We start from the raw sequence: 16,960 nt of genomic DNA, 5'->3' as shown, positions 1-16,960 counted from the left end.
ACAGCCAGCTTCGAACGGGACAGGTCCACCAGATCACCCAACTGCGCCCGGGAGTTGGGACCCTCGTCACGCAGCAGCCGGAGCAGTCGCGCCTGGTGCGCGTTCGCGGGTCGAGCCGTCATGCGTCTCACGTACCCCTCCCCTCCCCTGGCCCTCGGCCACAGCCCTTTCGGCGCGGGGAACCTGGCCATCCGTCTGCTTTCGAGGGGAACGTAGCAGCGCTTTGCCTGAGTGGGAAGAACTTGCGCACACTCCATGCGCAACTTTCTCCTCGCCCGGGACAAAGGTCGGTGACTGGTGGTGCGGCACGAGCAGCCGGTTCTCCTACCCCTGGTAGCTGTCGTAGCTGGGCTTGCCGGTCGGCCGGTAGACCCCGACGACGGTACCGCTCTTCGTCGTCGAGACGCTGACCGGCTCCAGAGCGGTGGGGACCGCTCCGTCGGCGAACAGCCGCTTGCCGGTGCCGATGATCACCGGATGGATGGTCAGCCGGTACTCGTCGACCAGGTCGTTCCGCATGAGCGTCTGGGCGAGGTCGCCGCTGCCGACGACGTTGATGTCACCGCCGTCGGACGCTTTCAGTTCGCGCACGGCGTCGGCGACGTCGCCCTCCAGCAGCGTGGAGTTCTCCCATTCCAGTGACGTCAGGGTCCGGGACGCCACGTACTTGCGCGTGCTGTTCATCCGCTCGGTGAACGGGTTGCCGGGATCGGCGGTCGGCCAGTACGCCGCGAAGATGTCGTACGTCTTGCGGCCGAGCAGCATCGCGTCGGAGGGCTCGTACCAGCCGGCGACGGCCGCGCCGACCTCGTCGTCGGACACCGGCTTCTGCCAGCCGCCGTGCTCGAAGCCGCTCTCGGCGTCCTCGTCCGGGCCGCCCGGTGCCTGCATGACGCCGTCCAGCGACAGGAACGTGCAAACGATGATCTTACGCATGGTGCGCTCCCTTCGTGTCGACGGGTGGACTGCGCGGCCACCGCAAACTCATCGGCGGGACCTGGCGTCGCGGCATCACCGTCCGATCCTCGGACTGCCCGCACTTCCTGTTCTGGCAGGCGTGCGGGAGCGTGTTCCCAACGAGGGGTGTGCCGGTTTCACCGGCTGATCCAACAGCAACATCCGATCAACGGATCGACCCGCCGAAGAGACATGCTCTAGGACTGTTCCCGCTGGTGGTAGGTCTTGCGGGTGTGCTCCGTGTGCTCCCGCATGATCTCCGTGGCGCGCTGTTCGTCGCGCGCGGAGATGGCCGCGATCAGGCTGCGGTGCTCGATCCACGACTGGCGGCCGCGCTGTCGCGCCACGGGCGTGTAGTACCAGCGGACGCGGCGGTCGACCTGTGCGGCCAGCTCGGCGAGGACGCTGTTGCCGGCGAGCTCCATCACCTTGGCGTGGAACGCGGCGTTGGTGGCGACCGCCTGGTCGACGTCGTCGTCCGCGACGGCCTGCTCGCCCCTCGCGCACAGGGCTTCCAGCGCTTCGATGCCGGCGGTACCGGAATGGGCCGCGGCGAGGCGGGCGGCCTCGGCCTCCAGCAGGGTGCGCACCGACAGCAGCTGGTCGGCCTCGGCCTCGGTCGGCTCGTGGACGAACGCGCCTTGGGCCGGGCGCAGGTCGACCCAGCCCTCGGTGTTGAGGCGCTGGAGCGCCTCGCGCACGGGCTGGCGGGAGACGCCGAGGTGGCCGGCGAGTTCGCTCTCGATCAGGTGCTGGCCGGGGCGCAGGGCCCGGGTCGTGATCAGTTCGAGCAGTGCCTCGTACACGCGCTCGCGCAGCGGGCCCGGTCGTTCCAGCTTGGGCACGGTTCCCGGGGGCAGTCCTGTGGACAACATCACGGTCCCCCTCGAGGCCGACAGCAACGGCGAAGCGACACGGATTGGCTATCGTCTACAGTCTACCGAGCGACGATCGCCCCAACGGAGATCCGCATCACTCCGCCGCACCGCCACTGGCGCGGCCGGCTCACAGGAACGGTTCGAGGCGCTCCAGGAAGACCCGCTGCGACGCGACAAGCCTCTCGCGCGCGGTCCCGATGTCGAACCACTCGGCCCGGTCGATCTCCGGGAACTCCTGCTGGACGCCCGATCCCCGCGGCCACTCCATGGTGAAGGTGCCCGGCACGACGAGGGACGTGTCGAGGTCGCCCTCCATCGCCCACACCGTGACGACCTTGCCGTTCGACTGCCGTGTCTCGCCGAGGGGGATCCAGTCGCCGACGGGTGGCTGGAGGCCCAGCTCCTCCTCGAACTCCCGTCGCGCCGCGGCCATCGGGTCCTCGTCCGGGGTGTACTCGCCCTTGGGGATCGACCAGGCCGCGTCGTCGCGGGACGCCCAGAACGGGCCGCCCATGTGCCCGAGGAGGACCTGGACCCGGGTGTCCCGCCGCCGGTAGAGCAGGAGTCCGGCACTTCGCATCGTCGCCATGCAGCCCAGTGTGACGGCGCGCGCTCAGGGGCAGCGGATGACCTGGCCCGCGTACGACAGGTTTCCGCCGAAGCCGAAGAGGAGGACCGGGTCCCCGGAGGTGATCTCGCCGCGCTCGACGAGCTTGGACAGGGCCATCGGAATGGAGGCAGCGGAGGTGTTGCCCGACTCCACGACGTCGCGGGCCACGACCGCGTTGACCGCGCCGATCCGCTGGGCGACGGGCTCGATGATCCGCAGGTTGGCCTGGTGCAGGACGACGGCGGCCAGTTCCTCGGGCGCGACACCGGCCCGCTCGCAGACCTTGCGCGCGATGGGCGGCAGCTGCGTGGTGGCCCACCGGTAGACGGCCTGCCCCTCCTGGGCGAAGCGCGGCGGGGTGCCCTCGATGCGTACGGCATGCCCCATGTCGGGGACCGAACCCCACAGGACCGGTCCTATACCGGCGTCCTGGCCGGGACGGACGGCTTCGACGACGGCGGCGCCGGCGCCGTCGCCCACCAGCACGCAGGTGGTGCGGTCGGTCCAGTCGGTGATGTCGGCCATCTTGTCGGCGCCGATGACCAGGGCCCGGGTGGCCGCTCCCGCGCGCACCGTGTGGTCCGCGGTGGCGAGCGCATGGGTGAAGCCCGCGCAGACGACGTTGAGGTCCATCACGGCGGGCGAGCCCATGCCGAGCCGCGCCGCGACGCGTGCGGCCGTGTTGGGCGAGCGGTCGACGGCCGTGGAGGTGGCGACCAGCACGAGGTCGATGTCGGCCGGAGTGAGCCCGGCCGAGGCCAGGGCCTTGGCGCCGGCGTGCGCGGCCAGTTCGTCCACGGGCTCGTCGGGGCCCGCGACGTGCCGGGTCTCGATGCCCACGCGGCTGCGGATCCACTCGTCGCTGGTGTCGACGATGGCCGCCAGGTCGTCGTTGGTGAGCACCTTCGCGGGCTGGTAGTGCCCGACGGCGACGACACGTGAGCCGGTCATGGATGGTTCCCCCTCGGGACGATGCCAGGTACGCCCCAGTCTTTGCGGCTACCCACCGGTACGACGGCAGGTGATCCGACAAGCTTCACCGGCCGGACTTTGGAGCTTCCCCAACGGAACCCCGCGATTGCCGGGCAAACGGGCCTTGGCCCACCACAGGAGCATCCTGTAGACAATATTCTGTCGACTGACCATCCTCACAGTCCGCCCTCGTTCGGTCGCCTCACCGAACGCAGAGCCCCGTGAAAGTCGCAGTTGTCGGCGCCGGTGCCATCGGCGCACATGTCGGGGCCGCGCTCCACCGCGCCGGCGCCGACGTCCACCTCATCGCCCGCGCCGCGCACCTGACGGCCGTGCGCCGGTCGGCTGCAACCTGACGCTGAACGTGCAGGACAATGAGACCGTCGAGGTCACCTCGCCGCTCGAGACCCGGTGACCCACGGCAACCTCTGCATCAAGGGCCGTTTCGGCTACCAACACGTACAGAATCGGGACTGATCTCATGGGACGGGTCACCGAACGCCGCCGCACCATCCGCATCCGGGAGGGAACGGTGTCGACCCGTCCCGACACCCTGGTGGCCGAGGAGCCGCTGGAGATCCGGCTGAACGGCAAGCCCCTCGCCATCACCATGCGCACCCCGGGCGACGACTTCGCGCTGGCGGCCGGCTTCCTGGTCAGCGAGGGCGTGCTCGGGGCGGCCGAGGAGCTCCAGTCGATCGTGTACTGCGCGGGTGCGCAGGCCGACGGTTCGAACACCTACAACGTGGTGGACGTGAAGCTCGCCCCCGGCGTCGCCGTCCCCGACATCACGCTGGAGCGCAACGTCTACACGACCTCGTCCTGCGGGCTCTGCGGCAAGGCGAGCCTGGACGCCGTCCGGACCACCGCCCGGTTCCCGATCGCCGACACTCCCCCGGTGCGCGTCGAGCCCTCGCTGCTGGCCGGCCTCCCCGACCGGCTCCGGGCGGCGCAGCAGGTCTTCGACCGGACCGGGGGCCTGCACGCGGCGGCACTGTTCTCGCCCGAGGGCGAGCTGCTGGACATCCGGGAGGACGTGGGCCGGCACAACGCCGTCGACAAGCTCGTCGGCCGCGCCCTGCGGGACGGCCGGCTGCCGCTGTCCCGGACGATCCTCCTCGTGTCCGGGCGGGCGTCGTTCGAGCTGGCGCAGAAGGCGGTGATGGCGGGCATCCCGGTGCTCGCCGCCGTCTCCGCGCCGTCGTCGCTCGCCGTGGACCTGGCCGCCGAGACGGGCCTGACCCTGGTCGGCTTCCTGCGCGGCGCCAACATGAACGTGTACGCGGGCGACGAGCGCATCGCCCTGGGCACCGGGGTCTGAGCGCCCCGCGGCGCGGGACAGCGACCCGGCCGGCGAGGAGCGCCCCCGGCGCCGGCCGGGTCCTTCCGTTCCGCTCGGCGTCCGTACGGCGAGCGCTGCCCGGACGGACAGCGCGGGACGACCGGCGAGACGTGGGCGGCCGATCTGCGGGAATAGCGGTGGGTGACCGCTCCGGATGCGCGCGCCCGGAGGCGTTGCTTCGCTGAGGTGGTCCGCTCTCCCCCAGATCGAGGAGCGATCATGAGCGTTGCAGGTGACCCCAGCGGCCGTTCCGAGCAGATGCGCCAGAAGGTGCAGGACCTCCAGGAGGCCGCGGAGCGCGCGACCGACCCGGACGAGCGCCGCCGACTGCAGGACCAGGCCCGCAGGCTCCGCGCACAGAGCAAGCAGGCCGGCCGCAGGGGCCAGGAGGACATCGACCCCATGTGACCTCGCGCCCGACCGCGCCAAGGCGGCCCACGTCCCCGGCCGGGGGCGGGGGCCGCCTTGGCGCGTCCCCGACGCGCACGCCGCGCGCTCCGTCCGCGTTCCCTGGACTCGGGTCCGGGCCGTTCGCGGGCCCGGCACCCGAGCGGCCACAGCCCGGGGGCCGCGTCAGTGCCGCGAGCGGGCCTGCCGCCTCTCCTCGAGGACCGCGATCGTGCGCGTGCACCAGTCGAGGTTCTCCCGCTCGAAGGCCAGGCCGCGCAGGCAGGTCAGGTACGGGCCGATGCGGTCGCCGTGGCGGAGGAACTCCTCCTCCGTACGGTCTCCGCGCAAGCGGCGCAGCAGGTCGCCGAAGAGGGCGGTCTTGGCCTGGGCGACCGTGGCGCGTTCGGTCAGCTCGGCGACGAGGGCGTGGGTGTCGACGTGGTCGGCGGCCTGGACCTTGACGAGCAGGTCGTCGCGGACGAAGGCCGGCTTGGCGGCGGCGGCCGTGAAGGCCTCCAGCTCCGCCAGGCCCGCGTCGGTCACGTGGAACAGCCGCTTGTTGGGCCGGCTCTCCTGCACCACCTCCCGGCCCGCGACCAGCCCTTCCTTCTCCAGCCGGGTCAGCTCGGCGTAGAGCTGCTGCGGCTGGGCGTACCAGAAGTTGGCCACACCGATGTCGAACGCCTTGGCCACTTGGTAGCCGCTCAGCTCGCCGTCGAGCAGCGCCGCCAGCACGGCGTGCCGTAGTGCCATGGGATCCGCTCCTCACATGCCCTGTCGCCGTACGGGCTCTCCATGGTACTCATGAAAATGACTACTCACATTCATGACTATCAAGGTGGGGCTCATGAACACCGCAGACCGTTTCCGCGCAGCCGTCGACAACCAGGACCTCGCAGCCCTGGACGACCTGTTCACCGACGACATCCGCTTCTACAGCCCCGTCAAGTTCACGCCGTTCGAGGGCAAGCCGATGGTGAGGGGACTCTTCGGGGTCCTGCTGCGCACCTTCGAGGACTTCCGCTACATCGGCGACTACGCCGGGACCGCCGAGACCAGCACCGACGCCACCACGGCGCCGTCCGCGGTACTGCTCTTCCGCGCCAGGGCAGGCGGCAAGGAGATCCACGGCATCGACCTGCTGCACTTCGACGACGAGGGCCGGATCAAGGAGTTCACCGTCATGGTCCGCCCCCAGTCCGCCGTGCACGCCCTCAGCGAGGCCGTTCTCGCCGGCCTGGTCGCGGACGGCCTGGTCCCGGCACCCGCCCGTCCGTAGACGACCACGGGCCGGGGACCGGAACCGGTCCCCGGCCAGGGCGACACGACGCCTTCACCGTGTGGACTCGGCCGACGGCCCTGCCCCTTCGATGTACGGGAGAGCCGCTCCCGGCGCCGACGGCGGTGGGAACGCCGGGTCAGGTGAGGACCGCCGTCGGGGCGTCCCGCAGGGTGACGTTGGCGTGGCTCTCCTGGAAGCTCTGGTCCGACACGAGGGTCAGCCGGGCCGTGGACCGGAACTCCGGCAGGGTGGTGGAGCCGCAGGACACCATCGTGGTCTTGAGTTTGGCGACGGTCAGCGCCAGGCCTTCGTCGAGGTCGCCCGCGTAGGGGACACAGCCGTCCACGCCTTCCTCGAAGACCAGGCCCTGGCCGCCCTGGCCGTAACGCTGCCAGTTGCGGGCACGGTTCGAGCCCTCGCCCCAGTACTCCTTCACGAAGCCGTCACGGGTGGGCAGCTTCGCGCCGGCCGCCTGGTCGAAGCGCGCGAAGTACCGCCCCATCATGACGAAGTCGGCGCCCATCGCCAGCGCCAGGGCCACGTGACAGTCGTGCACCAGCCCGCCGTCGGAGCAGATCGGCACGTACTCGCCGGTGCGCTCGCACAACGCGTCCCGGGCCGCCGCGACATCCAGCACGGCACTGGCCTGGCCGCGTCCGATGCCCTTCTGGTCGCGGGTGATGCAGATGGAGCCGCCACCCACGCCGACCTTGACGAAGTCCGCCCCCGCCTCGGCGAGGAAGGTGAAGGCCTCGCCGTCGACCACGTTGCCCCCGCCGACCGGGATCTCCGGACAGTGCTTCTTCACCCATGTCAGGGCCTGTGCCTGCCAGTCGCTGTAGCCGTCGGACGAGTCGAAGCACAGCGCGTCCGCGCCCGCCTCCACCAGGGCCGGGACGCGCTCCTGGTAGTCATGGGTGTTGACGCCCGCGCCCACGCGCAGGCGCTTGGCGGCGTCCACGACCTGGTTCGGGAAGCGCTTGTGGTCCGTGTAGTCGGACCGGAACACCAGATGCTGCAGGTTGCCCTCGCCGTCCAGCACCGGCAGGCAGTCCAGCCGTTCGTCCCACAGCCGGGCGTTGGCCTCCGAAAGCGTGGTGTCAGACCCCGCATGGGGCAGGTCGGAGACGGCGGTCATCCGCCGGCTGACCGGCTCGGTCAGGTCGTGGCGTTGAGGGTGGAAGTCGCGGGAGGTCACCAGGCCGAGCAGGCGGCCGGCGGCCGTCCCGTCGTGGGTGACCGCGGCGGTGCTGTGACCGGTGCGGCGCATGATGTCGACCAGGAGACCCAGGCTGTCGTCGGGCCGGACGTTCGTGTCGCTGGTGACGAATCCGGCCTTGAAGTTCTTCACCTGGCGGACCGCTGCGACCTGGTCCTGGATCGACTGGTTGTGGTGCAGGAAACTCAGGCCGCCGTTGCGCGCGAGCGCGATCGCGAGTTCCGGTGTGCCGACGGCCTGCATGATCGCGGACGTGAACGGCGCGTGCAGCTCGATCGCCGACGGCTCGCCCACGACGTGCCGCACCAGAGGCGTGCGCAGCTCGACCGTCGCGGGCGAGCAGTCGGTCCGGGTCCGGTTGGGCAAGAGCAGAAACTCGTTGAACGTCCGTGAGACCTCGGCGATGACCTGTGCCACTCGTTCCTCCTGACCCGTCGGCCGGGGCCCGACTGCCCCCGCCGTGGAGATCGCCCCCGGTCTTCCCAGGGCCGGGCAGGCAGAGGTCGGCACGGCAGCAGTGGAGGTGCCACGAACGGCGGCAGAACCCTGACCGGCCCGTGGATCGAACGGGGTGCGGTCGTGACCCGGCACCTTAGCGATTCCCCAGCCGCTGCACGAATCGCGCTCAGCGGCAACTGTCCACCCCGGGCGGCTCCTTCAGGTCCTCGGCCCGGCAGCGAGGTACCCGGCCCGGTCGCCCGGCTCACTGATCCGGCCCGACCGAGAGAGAGGGCCTAACGCCCGACGCGGCGGCGGGCGTCCGAGGGCGGCGGGATCATCTGGAGCGTCAGGGTGGCCGGGGGCTCGGCCATGCCGGGGCCGCCTGCCTCGGCCCACGCGATCACGTCGTCGGTGGCGTCGTCGTCGAGTGCCCAGCCGATCCAGGCGGCACGGGCGCCGCGGCGGCGGCCTTCGGTCGAGGGCTGGACGACGATGACGTTCGCCTGGCCGCAGGGGCCGAGGCAGTCGCTGGTGCGCACGGCGAGACGTCCGCCGGACGCGTCGGCCGCGCCGCGCAGACGGGCGAGTTGGCCGGCGTGGTCGGTCCCGGGGTTCTTGCGGGCGTCGCCGCAGCAGCACCCCCGGCAGACGACGAGGGTGCAGGGGCGGGCGCCGAAGGGCCGTATCGCGAACTGGTTCACCGGCTGATCCTCTCAGTCGCGTGACAGGGCCCGCGGCGCGAGGGGCCGGACTCGGCCGTCAGGACGGCCAGTTCCCGGTTCGAGGGGGGAGAGGCGGCGCACCGTCAGGTCCGGGGCCCGCCGATCGGCTGCCGGCAGGGGCGACGGCACCTTCGGTCCGTCGTCGGTCAGGGTCCGCTCACCGGCTCTGCAGCGCAGTGGGCGCGGACTCCCCAGGGCACGCAGCAGGGGCGGCGAGGGCCGCATCGTGCGCGCGGCGCTTCGCGATCACCGCGCAGACCATCAACTGCATCTGGTGGAAGAGCATCAATGGCAGCACGGCCAGGCTCGCCTGCGCGCCGAACAGCACCGCCGCCATCGGCAGACCCGCCGCCAGGCTCTTCTTCGAACCCGCGAACTGGATCGCGATCCGGTCCGCCCGGCCGAAGCCGAGCCGCTTCGCGCCGAACCACGTCAGCGTCAGCATGAGTGCCAGCAGCAGCGCCTCGATCACGAGGAGGCCGCCGAGCCGGGCCGGGGTCACCTGGTGCCAGACGCCCGCGACCATGCCCTCGCTGAAGGCCGTGTAGACGACCAGCAGGATCGAGCCGCGGTCGACGTGTCCGAGCAGGCGCCTGTGCCGGGTGAGGAAGCCTCCCACCCAGCGGCTGAGCAGCTGGCCCGCCAGGAACGGAACGAGCAGGTGCAGCACGATCCGCAGCAGCGAGTCCGCGGAGAAGCCGCCCGCGCTGCCGCCCAGCAGCAGGGCCGCCAGCAGCGGTGTGAGCACGATGCCGGCGAGGCTGGAGAACGACCCGGCGCAGATGGCCGCGGGCACGTTGCCGCGGGCCATCGACGTGAAGGCGATGGACGACTGGATCGTGGAGGGCACGAGGCACAGGAACAGCAGCCCGTTGGCCAGCTCCGGCGTCAGGACGAGCGGTTCGAGCCCGCGCGCGGCGAGACCCAGCAGCGGGAAGACCACGAACGTCGCGGCGAGCACGGTCACGTGCAGCCGCCAGTGGCGCAGCCCGTCGAGCGTCTCGCGGGTCGACAGCCGGGCGCCGTAGAGGAAGAAGAGCAGGGCCACCGCCCCGGTGGACGCGCCGCCCGCCACGTCGGCCGCGGTGCCCGAGGCGGGCAGCAGTGCGGCCAGCGCCACGGTCCCCAGCAGAGCGAGGATGTACGGGTCGATCGGCAGCCAGGACGGCAGACGCGGGGTACGGCGGCGGTTCATGAGCTCCACTTGCTCTCGGATCTGGACGTGCCCTCTCCATGGTGCTCCGCGGGAAGGCGATCGGGAATCCCGTACACCACTCTGACTGCCATCGTGTTTCGTGATGAGCGGCGCTACCGTGGAGGCGTGTACGACCCGACGCAGCTGCGCACGTTCCTGGCCGTCGCGCAGACGCTGAACTTCACGCAGGCCGCCCGCCGCCTCGGGCTGCGGCAGTCGACGGTGAGCCAGCACGTGCGCCGGCTGGAGGACGCGACCGGCCGGCCGCTGTTCGCCCGGGACACGCACACCGTCGAGCTCACGGAGGACGGCGAGGCGATGCTCGGCTTCGCGCGGACGATCCTCCAGGCGCACGAGCGCGCCGCCGCGTACTTCACCGGCACCCGGCTGCGCGGCCGGCTGCGGTTCGGAGCCTCCGAGGACTTCGTGCTGACGCGGCTCCCGGAGATCCTGGAGTCGTTCCGCCGCGACCATCCCGAGGTCGACCTGGAGCTGACGGTGGAGCTGTCCGGGACGCTCCACAGACGTCTGGAGGCGGGCCGCCTCGACCTGGTGCTGGCCAAACGGGGGCCGGGCGCCTCGCACGGGGAGCTGGTCTGGCGCGACCGCATGGTCTGGATCGCGGCCAAGGGCGTACGCCCGGATCCCGAGCGGCCCCTTCCCCTGATCCTGTTCCCGCCGCCCGCGGTCACCCGGGCCCGCGCGCTCGACGTGCTGGAGCGGGAGGGCCGTCCCTGGCGGATCGCGTGCACGAGCGGCAGCCTCAGCGGTCTGGTGGCCGCGGCACGCGCCGGGCTCGGCGTGATGGCGCACACCCGCGGGCTCATCCCGCCGGGTCTGGTCGCCGTCCCGGAGCGGGCCGGGCTGCCCGATCTCGGCACGGTCGACTTCGTCCTGCTCCAGGGACGGCGACGGCACGCGGCGCAGGAGGCGGCGTCCGCCCTCGCCGACGCGCTCCTGGCGGCGGGCGACCGGCTGCACGGCCCGGCGCCGCGCTGAGCCGCCGGCCCCCGTCGACCGGGCCGGAGCGCCGTCCCCCACCAGGTGCGGACGGCTGCCCCGCCCGGTGGAGCGCCGGTGATCACCGCGTACAGATTCGGTGGAGATTCCGCACCGCTGTACTTACTCTGCGGTCAGAATTGTCCTCGACCGACCGCCCCAGCCACCCGGCCGCGCCGCTGACCTGTGCCGATGACAGTCGTCTTGCCTCCACGCAGCCACTCCCGCCGGGAGTAACGGTGGGGTACGGTCACGGCGCTGTGCGGAGCGCCACAAGGAGCAGGCCATTGCGCGAGTTCACTGTCCCACCCCTGCCCGCGGCGCCTCAGGTCGGCGGGCTGGCGGACGCGGTCTTCGACCACGCCGAGGACGATCCGGGCCGCGTGGCGCTCGCCCGCAAGGACGACCGGGGCCGGTGGCAGGACGTCACGTCGGCGCAGTTCCGCGACGAGGTGCTGGCGCTGGCCAGGGGACTGCTCGCGCACGGCGTCCGCTTCGGCGACCGGGTCGCCCTCATGTGCCGCACGCGCTACGAGTGGACCCTCTTCGACTTCGCGCTGTGGACGGTCGGCGCGCAGTCCGTGCCCGTGTACCCCACGTCCTCCGCCGAGCAGGTCTACTGGATGCTGCACGACTCCGAGGTCTCGGCCTGCATGGTGGAGCACGAGGACCACGCCATGACCATCGGCTCGGTGATCGACCGCCTGCCGCGGCTGAAACGGCTGTGGCAGCTCGACGGCGGAGCCGTCGCCGAACTGTTCGAAGCCGGGGCGCACATCGACGAGGACGTGGTGCACCGCCACCGGCGGGCCGTCACCCCGGACTCGGTCGCGACGATCATCTACACCTCGGGCACGACGGGCCGCCCCAAGGGCTGTGTGATCACGCACGCCAACTTCATGTTCGAGGCCGACACGATGGTCGGCCGCTGGGAGCCGGTGTTCCACTCCCGGCCGGGGGACGAGGCGTCGACGCTGCTGTTCCTGCCCCTGTCCCATGTCTTCGGCCGCATGGTCGAGGTCGCCGCGATCCGGGGCCGCGTCAAGCTCGGCCACCAGCCGGTGCTGCAGGCGAGCGCGCTGCTGCCCGATCTGGCCTCGCTGCGCCCGACGTTCATCCTCGCCGTCCCCTACATCTTCGAGAAGGTCTTCAACGCGGCCCGCCGCAAGGCGGAGACCGAGGGCCGGGCGGGAGCGTTCGACAAGGCCGTCGAGGTGGCCGTGAGGTACGCGGAGGCCCTGGAGCACCGGGCGTTCGGGCTCGGCCCCGGCCCCTCGGCGGGCCTGCGCGTCCAGCACCAGGTGTTCGAGAAGCTCGTGTACGCGAAGGTGCGCCACGCGATGGGCGGCCGGGTGCGCCACGCGATGTCCGGCGGCTCGGGCATGGACCGCCGCCTCGGGCTGTTCTTCGCGGGTGCGGGCGTCACGATCTACGAGGGCTACGGGCTGACCGAGTCCAGCGCGGCGGCCACCGCCAACCCGCCGGAGCTCACCCGCTACGGCACGGTCGGCCCGCCGATCCCGGGCACCACCGTGCACATCGCGGAGGACGGGGAGGTCTGGCTGCGGGGCGGCCATGTCTTCTCCGGCTATCTGAACGACCCGAAGGCCACGAACGCCGTGCTGCACGACGGGTGGCTGGCGACGGGCGACCTCGGTGCACTCGACGAAGAGGGCTATCTGACGATCACCGGCCGGAAGAAGGAGATCCTGGTGACGTCCGGCGGCAAGAGCGTCTCGCCCGCCGCGCTGGAGGAACGGGTGCGCGCGCATCCGCTGGTGGCCCAGTGCCTCGTCGTCGGCAACGACCGCCCCTACATCGCCGCCCTCGTCACCGTCGACCCGGAGGCCGTCGACCACTGGCTGACGATCCAGGGCAAGGCGCCGATGCCGCCGGCGGACCTGGTGCGCGACCCGGATCTGGAGATGGAGATCCGGCGCGCGGTGGTGGCCGCCAACACCCTGGTGTCCAAGTCCGAGTCGATCCGTACGTTCCGTATACTCGCCCACCCCTTCAGCGAGGAGCACGGTCTGCTGACGCCTTCCCTCAAGCTGAAGCGGAAGGCGATCGAGAACGCGTACGCGGCCGAGGTGGACGCCCTTTACCGGTGACCGCCCGCCAGGGGCGGACGCGGGCCGGTGGACATCCGGGCACGGTCAGGCACGGTGGGCGTAAACGGCACGGCGCGCCCGCGCGGGTGGGCGGCGCCGCGTCCGCACGAGGCCGGGTCCGCCCGTGGGGAGGGAATGCGTACCCGGATGTGATCGTTGACCCAAGGAGTACCGACCGACGACGTAAGGATCGACCGCTCGTGAGCAAGGTCTCCTCCCTCACCCTCAACAACGGTGTCACCATGCCGCAGCTCGGCTTCGGTGTCTGGCAGGTGCCCGACGACGAGGCCGCGCAGGCCGTCACCACGGCCCTGGAGGCCGGCTACCGCAGCATCGACACCGCCGCCGTGTACGAGAACGAGACGGGCACGGGCAAGGCCGTCGCCGAGTCCGGCATCGCCCGCGAGGAGCTCTTCGTCACCACCAAGCTGTGGAACAGCGAGCAGGGCTACGCCGCGACGCTGCGCGCGTTCGACGCGTCCCTGCAGAGGCTCGGCCTCGACTACGTCGACCTGTACCTCATCCACTGGCCGGTGCCCGCCAAGGACGCCTACGTGGACACCTACCGCGCCTTCGAGAAGATCCACGCGGAGGGGCGCGCCAAGGCCATCGGCGTCTCCAACTTCCTTCCCGAGCACCTGGAGCGGCTGATCGGGGAGACCTCGGTCGTCCCGGCCGTCAACCAGATCGAACTGCACCCGCAGCTCCAGCAGTCGGCGTCCCGCGAGGCTCACGCCCGCCACGGCATCGCGACCGAGGCGTGGTCCCCGCTCGGCCAGGGCAAGGGCCTGCTGGACGTGCCCACGGTCGTCGCGGTCGCCCAGAAGCACGGGCGCACCCCCGCCCAGGTGGTGCTGCGCTGGCACCTCCAGCTCGGCAACGTGGTCATCCCCAAGTCCGTCACGCCGGCCCGTATCCGGGAGAACATCGACGTGTTCGACTTCGAGCTGGACGCGGACGACCTGGCGGCGTTCGCCGCGCTCGACGAGGGCAAGCGGCTCGGCCCGCACCCGGCGCAGTTCAACATGGGCTGACAGGCACTCCATTGGTCTCGGACGGTACGGCGCAGCCGCGCGCACGCGGCTGCGCCGTCGTCGTGTCCGGGCGCTGTCAGTGGCCGGTGCGAGGATGGTGCCGATCGTCGGGGAGAGGCAGGGACAGTGAGCGGGCCACTCGGATCGGGGCTCTACCTGGTGCGCAATGTCGGCAGCGGGCTGGTGCTTGAGGTGGCGGGCGGCGCCAGGGGCAGCGGCGCCCGGGTGCAGCAGGCGAAGGAGTCGGGTGCGCCGGGCCAGCGGTGGCGGGTCGACCCCGTGCCCAACGGCAGCGGGCTGTACCACTTCGTGAACGAGGCGAGCGGCAAGCGTCTCGATGTCGCGGGCGCCTCCACGGAGAACGGCGCGAGGGTCCAGCAGTGGAAGGCGAACAACTTCGGCGCCCAGGAATGGATCGTCGAGCGCCATCTCGACGCCCCGGGCACGGTCGCGCTCGTGAGTTTCGTCAGCGGGCTGCTGCTGGAGGTCGCCGACGGCAGCACGGAGGACGGGGCGGACGTCCGGCAGTGGGAGGACACCGACGGGCCGCATCAGTGGTGGCGGTTGGAGCCCGTCGGCCGATGAGCGGAGCCCGCGGTCACGGCCCGCCGGGCCGGGGCGGCCGTTCCCCCGGCGCAAGCCGAGGAGCCCTCTCCTCGCGAGTGCTGGAGAGGGCTCCTCGACCGGTTTGCCGTCAGGTGAACCGGCGATGGTGTCAGCCGTGCGCGCCGGTCAGGGCCATGGAGGGCACGGCCAGGTCACTGAGGTTGCTCACCTCGTGCTGTTTTGACGTGCTGTCGTGGTCGTCCCGGCAGACGGTGGCGGTGGCGGGCTCGTACGTCTCGTCGCCGTCGAAGATGGCCGTGTAGCAGGTGTCCTTGTCCTTCTGGCGCGAGATCTGGCACGTGGCCCGGCCCCGGCTGTCGGTCGTGTCGCTGCACAGCAGGACGGAGTCGGCGGTGAAGTCGATGCTCTCGCCTTCGAGGGGCTGGCCCCCGGCAGTCAGCCTGGCCGTCAGCGTGAGGCCGTCCTTGCCGCCCAGGGCGCTGACGGTGTCCTTGCCCTTCTTCTTCTTCTTCTTTTCCAGCCTCAGGGTCAGCCTGGTCGGAGTCCGCTCCGCGAAGACGGTGCCGATCGCCGTCGCATTGGGGCCGTCGCCGCCGGGGATGGTGTCGATGACGGTGTTCGTGGCAGTGTCGATCACGGACACGGTGTCCGAGCCGGCATTCCCGACGTAGGCGCGTGAGCCGTCCGGGGTCACCGCCACGCCAAGGGGATTGGCTCCGACGGTGACGGTGTCGATGACCGTGTTGGTGGCCGTGTCGATCACGGAGACCGTGGTTGTGTCGTTGTTGGTGACGTAGACGAGGGAGCCGTCTGGGGTCACCGCCACGGCGAAGGGGCCGTCACCGGCGGGGATGGTGTCGATGACCGTATTGGTGGCCGTGTCGATCACCGACACGTCGTCCGAGGTGGCGTTGGCGACGTAGACGCGGGTGCCGTCCGGCGTGACCACCAGGTGTCGGGGTCCTGTGCCCACGGGGATGGTGGTGATGACGGTGTTGGTGGCGGTGTCGATCACCGACACGTCGCTCTCGTTGGCCCTGGTGACGTAGACGCGGGTGCCGTCCGGGGTGATCGCCACCCCCCAGGGTGCGCCGCCGGTGGGGATGGTGTCGACGACGGTGTTGGTGGCGGTGTCGATCACCGACACACTGGCCGCGTCGACGTTGGCGACGTAGACCCGGGAGCCGTCCGGGGTCACCGCCACGCCGATGGGGCCGTTGCCGACGGGGACGGTGGCGATGACGGTGTTCGTGGCAGTGTCGATCACCGACACACTGGCCGAGCCGGTGTTGGCGACGTAGACGAGGGAGCCGTCCGGGGTCACCGCCACGCCCCTGGGGAAGTCGCCGACGGGGACGGTGGCGACGACGGTGTTCGTGTCAGTGTCGATCACCGACACGGCGTCCGAGAAGAGGTTGGCGACGTAGGCGAAGGTTCCCGTCTGCGCGGCGGCGGGCGTCGCCACGGCGAGCGGAACGGTCAGTCCCGCCAGGACCGCCACTCCCGCCACCCAGGCCCGCACCAGCACCCACCACGAGCCACCGCCACCGCGATTTCGCCCCGACGCCCCCCATACCGCGATACCCGACATCCAGACCTCCTGCAGTGCACCGCACCGACATGTGCGCGATTGCTTTATGAAGCCGGCGATCGATGCCCGCTCAGGGGTCGCGATCGCCGCGGCGCTGATGATCGCCGGGGCGGACGCTAGATGCCGTGATCGCCTCGCGTGTGCGCGGACCGCGGGAATGACGACCGTATGGGCGCGCCGATTAGCCCATGCGGACAACTCTGCGTGACGACGTCGGTCGTAGCCGAGCAGGCCCGAGCACGCCGGGGGGTCAGTTCGCGCCGTGCGCGGGGGCGATCTCCTCGACGCGCTCGGCGAGGGCGAAGTCCCGTTCGGTGAGGGCGTTCACGTCGTGGGAGTGCACGGTCAGGGCCAGGGTGTTGTAGCCGAGTGTGAGGTCGGAGTGGTGGTTCAGCTCCTCCTGGATCCGGGCGATGTGCACGACCATGGCGGTCGCGGCGAAGTGCGAGGAGAGGCGGTAGGAGCGGGCGATGCGATCGCCGTCGAGCGACCAGCCGGGAAGTTCCCGCAGACGGTCCTCGATCTCCTTCTGCGACAGCGGCTCGGTGGGCATGACCGTGATCCTTCCGGAGGGGGCGACGGACGAGGACACCATAGGTCCGATGCCCGGTAATTCGGATGCCTGCACCAAGGCGCGCTGTGTACGTTCC

At 71.2% G+C, this 16,960-nt stretch carries 17 protein-coding genes and 3 pseudogenes; 9 read left to right on the top strand and 11 right to left on the bottom strand.

Going from position 1 to position 16,960, the window contains the following annotated elements; translation table 11 throughout:
• The 5 genes and pseudogenes from AB0K02_RS16725 to AB0K02_RS16705 form a co-directional block, all read right to left on the bottom strand.
• Positions 1-122, bottom strand: a pseudogene (locus AB0K02_RS16725) (sugar kinase); the annotation flags it as partial.
• A gap of 202 nt (positions 123-324) precedes the next feature.
• Positions 325-936 carry a dihydrofolate reductase family protein gene (locus AB0K02_RS16720; protein WP_365993170.1) on the bottom strand — a complete coding sequence of 204 codons (612 nt, stop codon included), beginning with the start codon at positions 934-936 and terminating at the stop codon, positions 325-327.
• Positions 937-1,154: 218 nt separating this feature from the next.
• Positions 1,155-1,832 carry a GntR family transcriptional regulator gene (locus tag AB0K02_RS16715; RefSeq protein ID WP_365993169.1) on the bottom strand — a complete coding sequence of 226 codons (678 nt, stop codon included), beginning with the start codon at positions 1,830-1,832 and terminating at the stop codon, positions 1,155-1,157.
• A gap of 130 nt (positions 1,833-1,962) precedes the next feature.
• Positions 1,963-2,424: an NUDIX domain-containing protein gene (locus AB0K02_RS16710; protein WP_365993168.1), complete on the bottom strand. Its 462-nt coding sequence runs from the start codon at positions 2,422-2,424 to the stop codon at positions 1,963-1,965.
• Between the two features lie 24 nt (positions 2,425-2,448).
• Positions 2,449-3,396: a beta-ketoacyl-ACP synthase III gene (locus AB0K02_RS16705; protein ID WP_365993167.1), complete on the bottom strand. Its 948-nt coding sequence runs from the start codon at positions 3,394-3,396 to the stop codon at positions 2,449-2,451.
• Between the two features lie 233 nt (positions 3,397-3,629).
• On the opposite strand from AB0K02_RS16705, the pseudogene AB0K02_RS16700 reads away from it, so the two are divergent.
• The 4 genes and pseudogenes from AB0K02_RS16700 to AB0K02_RS16685 all read left to right on the top strand — a co-directional run.
• Positions 3,630-3,758 (top strand): annotated as a pseudogene (locus tag AB0K02_RS16700) (2-dehydropantoate 2-reductase N-terminal domain-containing protein); the annotation flags it as partial.
• Positions 3,758-3,894: pseudogene (locus AB0K02_RS16695) on the top strand (Fe-S-binding domain-containing protein); the annotation flags it as partial. The pseudogenes AB0K02_RS16700 and AB0K02_RS16695, both read left to right, overlap by 1 nt.
• Positions 3,895-3,898: 4 nt before the next feature.
• The gene (gene fdhD, locus AB0K02_RS16690; RefSeq protein ID WP_365993166.1) at positions 3,899-4,738 is read left to right on the top strand and encodes a formate dehydrogenase accessory sulfurtransferase FdhD; all 840 of its coding nucleotides are present in this window, start codon (positions 3,899-3,901) and stop codon (positions 4,736-4,738) included.
• A gap of 240 nt (positions 4,739-4,978) precedes the next feature.
• Positions 4,979-5,167, top strand: a complete 189-nt coding sequence (locus tag AB0K02_RS16685; protein ID WP_365993165.1) for a DUF6381 family protein — start codon at positions 4,979-4,981, stop codon at positions 5,165-5,167.
• Between the two features lie 165 nt (positions 5,168-5,332).
• Here the strand turns inward: AB0K02_RS16685 and AB0K02_RS16680 are convergent, their stop codons facing one another.
• The gene (locus tag AB0K02_RS16680) at positions 5,333-5,902 is read right to left on the bottom strand and encodes a PadR family transcriptional regulator (protein ID WP_365993164.1); all 570 of its coding nucleotides are present in this window, start codon (positions 5,900-5,902) and stop codon (positions 5,333-5,335) included.
• 94 nt (positions 5,903-5,996) lie between these two features.
• Here AB0K02_RS16680 and AB0K02_RS16675 point away from each other — a divergent pair, with 94 nt between their 5' ends.
• Positions 5,997-6,428, top strand: a complete 432-nt coding sequence (locus AB0K02_RS16675) for a nuclear transport factor 2 family protein (protein WP_365993163.1) — start codon at positions 5,997-5,999, stop codon at positions 6,426-6,428.
• Positions 6,429-6,567: 139 nt separating this feature from the next.
• Here AB0K02_RS16675 and AB0K02_RS16670 read toward each other — a convergent pair whose 3' ends face one another.
• The 3 genes from AB0K02_RS16670 to AB0K02_RS16660 all read right to left on the bottom strand — a co-directional run bounded on the left by AB0K02_RS16670 (position 6,568) and on the right by AB0K02_RS16660 (position 10,008).
• Positions 6,568-8,067, bottom strand: a complete 1,500-nt coding sequence (locus AB0K02_RS16670; RefSeq protein WP_365993162.1) for an IMP dehydrogenase — start codon at positions 8,065-8,067, stop codon at positions 6,568-6,570.
• 317 nt (positions 8,068-8,384) lie between these two features.
• Positions 8,385-8,792 carry a (2Fe-2S) ferredoxin domain-containing protein gene (locus AB0K02_RS16665; RefSeq protein WP_365993161.1) on the bottom strand — a complete coding sequence of 136 codons (408 nt, stop codon included), beginning with the start codon at positions 8,790-8,792 and terminating at the stop codon, positions 8,385-8,387.
• A 178-nt stretch (positions 8,793-8,970) separates the two neighbouring features.
• Positions 8,971-10,008, bottom strand: a complete 1,038-nt coding sequence (locus tag AB0K02_RS16660; protein ID WP_365993160.1) for a bile acid:sodium symporter family protein — start codon at positions 10,006-10,008, stop codon at positions 8,971-8,973.
• Positions 10,009-10,134: 126 nt separating this feature from the next.
• Between AB0K02_RS16660 and AB0K02_RS16655 the strand changes: the two genes are divergently transcribed.
• From AB0K02_RS16655 to AB0K02_RS16640, 4 genes are all read left to right on the top strand, one after another.
• A complete protein-coding gene (locus AB0K02_RS16655) occupies positions 10,135-11,007 on the top strand; it encodes a LysR substrate-binding domain-containing protein (RefSeq protein WP_365993159.1) in 873 nt (290 codons plus the stop codon).
• A 311-nt stretch (positions 11,008-11,318) separates the two neighbouring features.
• Positions 11,319-13,118, top strand: coding sequence for a long-chain fatty acid--CoA ligase (locus AB0K02_RS16650; RefSeq protein WP_365993178.1), 1,800 nt, complete (start codon positions 11,319-11,321; stop codon positions 13,116-13,118).
• Between the two features lie 200 nt (positions 13,119-13,318).
• Positions 13,319-14,152: an aldo/keto reductase gene (locus AB0K02_RS16645; RefSeq protein ID WP_365993158.1), complete on the top strand. Its 834-nt coding sequence runs from the start codon at positions 13,319-13,321 to the stop codon at positions 14,150-14,152.
• Between the two features lie 126 nt (positions 14,153-14,278).
• On the top strand, positions 14,279-14,737 hold the full coding sequence (locus tag AB0K02_RS16640; protein WP_365993157.1) for an RICIN domain-containing protein: 459 nt from the start codon (positions 14,279-14,281) through the stop codon (positions 14,735-14,737).
• Positions 14,738-14,867: 130 nt separating this feature from the next.
• On the opposite strand, the gene AB0K02_RS16635 is transcribed toward AB0K02_RS16640, so the two are convergent.
• Entirely contained in the window at positions 14,868-16,310 is a 1,443-nt protein-coding gene (locus AB0K02_RS16635; protein ID WP_365993156.1) for a beta-propeller fold lactonase family protein, read from the bottom strand.
• 250 nt (positions 16,311-16,560) lie between these two features.
• The gene (locus AB0K02_RS16630; RefSeq protein ID WP_365993155.1) at positions 16,561-16,863 is read right to left on the bottom strand and encodes a 4a-hydroxytetrahydrobiopterin dehydratase; all 303 of its coding nucleotides are present in this window, start codon (positions 16,861-16,863) and stop codon (positions 16,561-16,563) included.
• Between the last annotated feature and the right edge of the window lie 97 nt (positions 16,864-16,960).

This window comes from Streptomyces sp. NPDC049597, assembly GCF_040675505.1.
GTDB lineage: Bacteria > Actinomycetota > Actinomycetes > Streptomycetales > Streptomycetaceae > Streptomyces.
The sequence above is the reverse complement of the archived record's forward strand: the minus strand, read 5'-3'. Positions and strand labels throughout refer to the sequence as shown.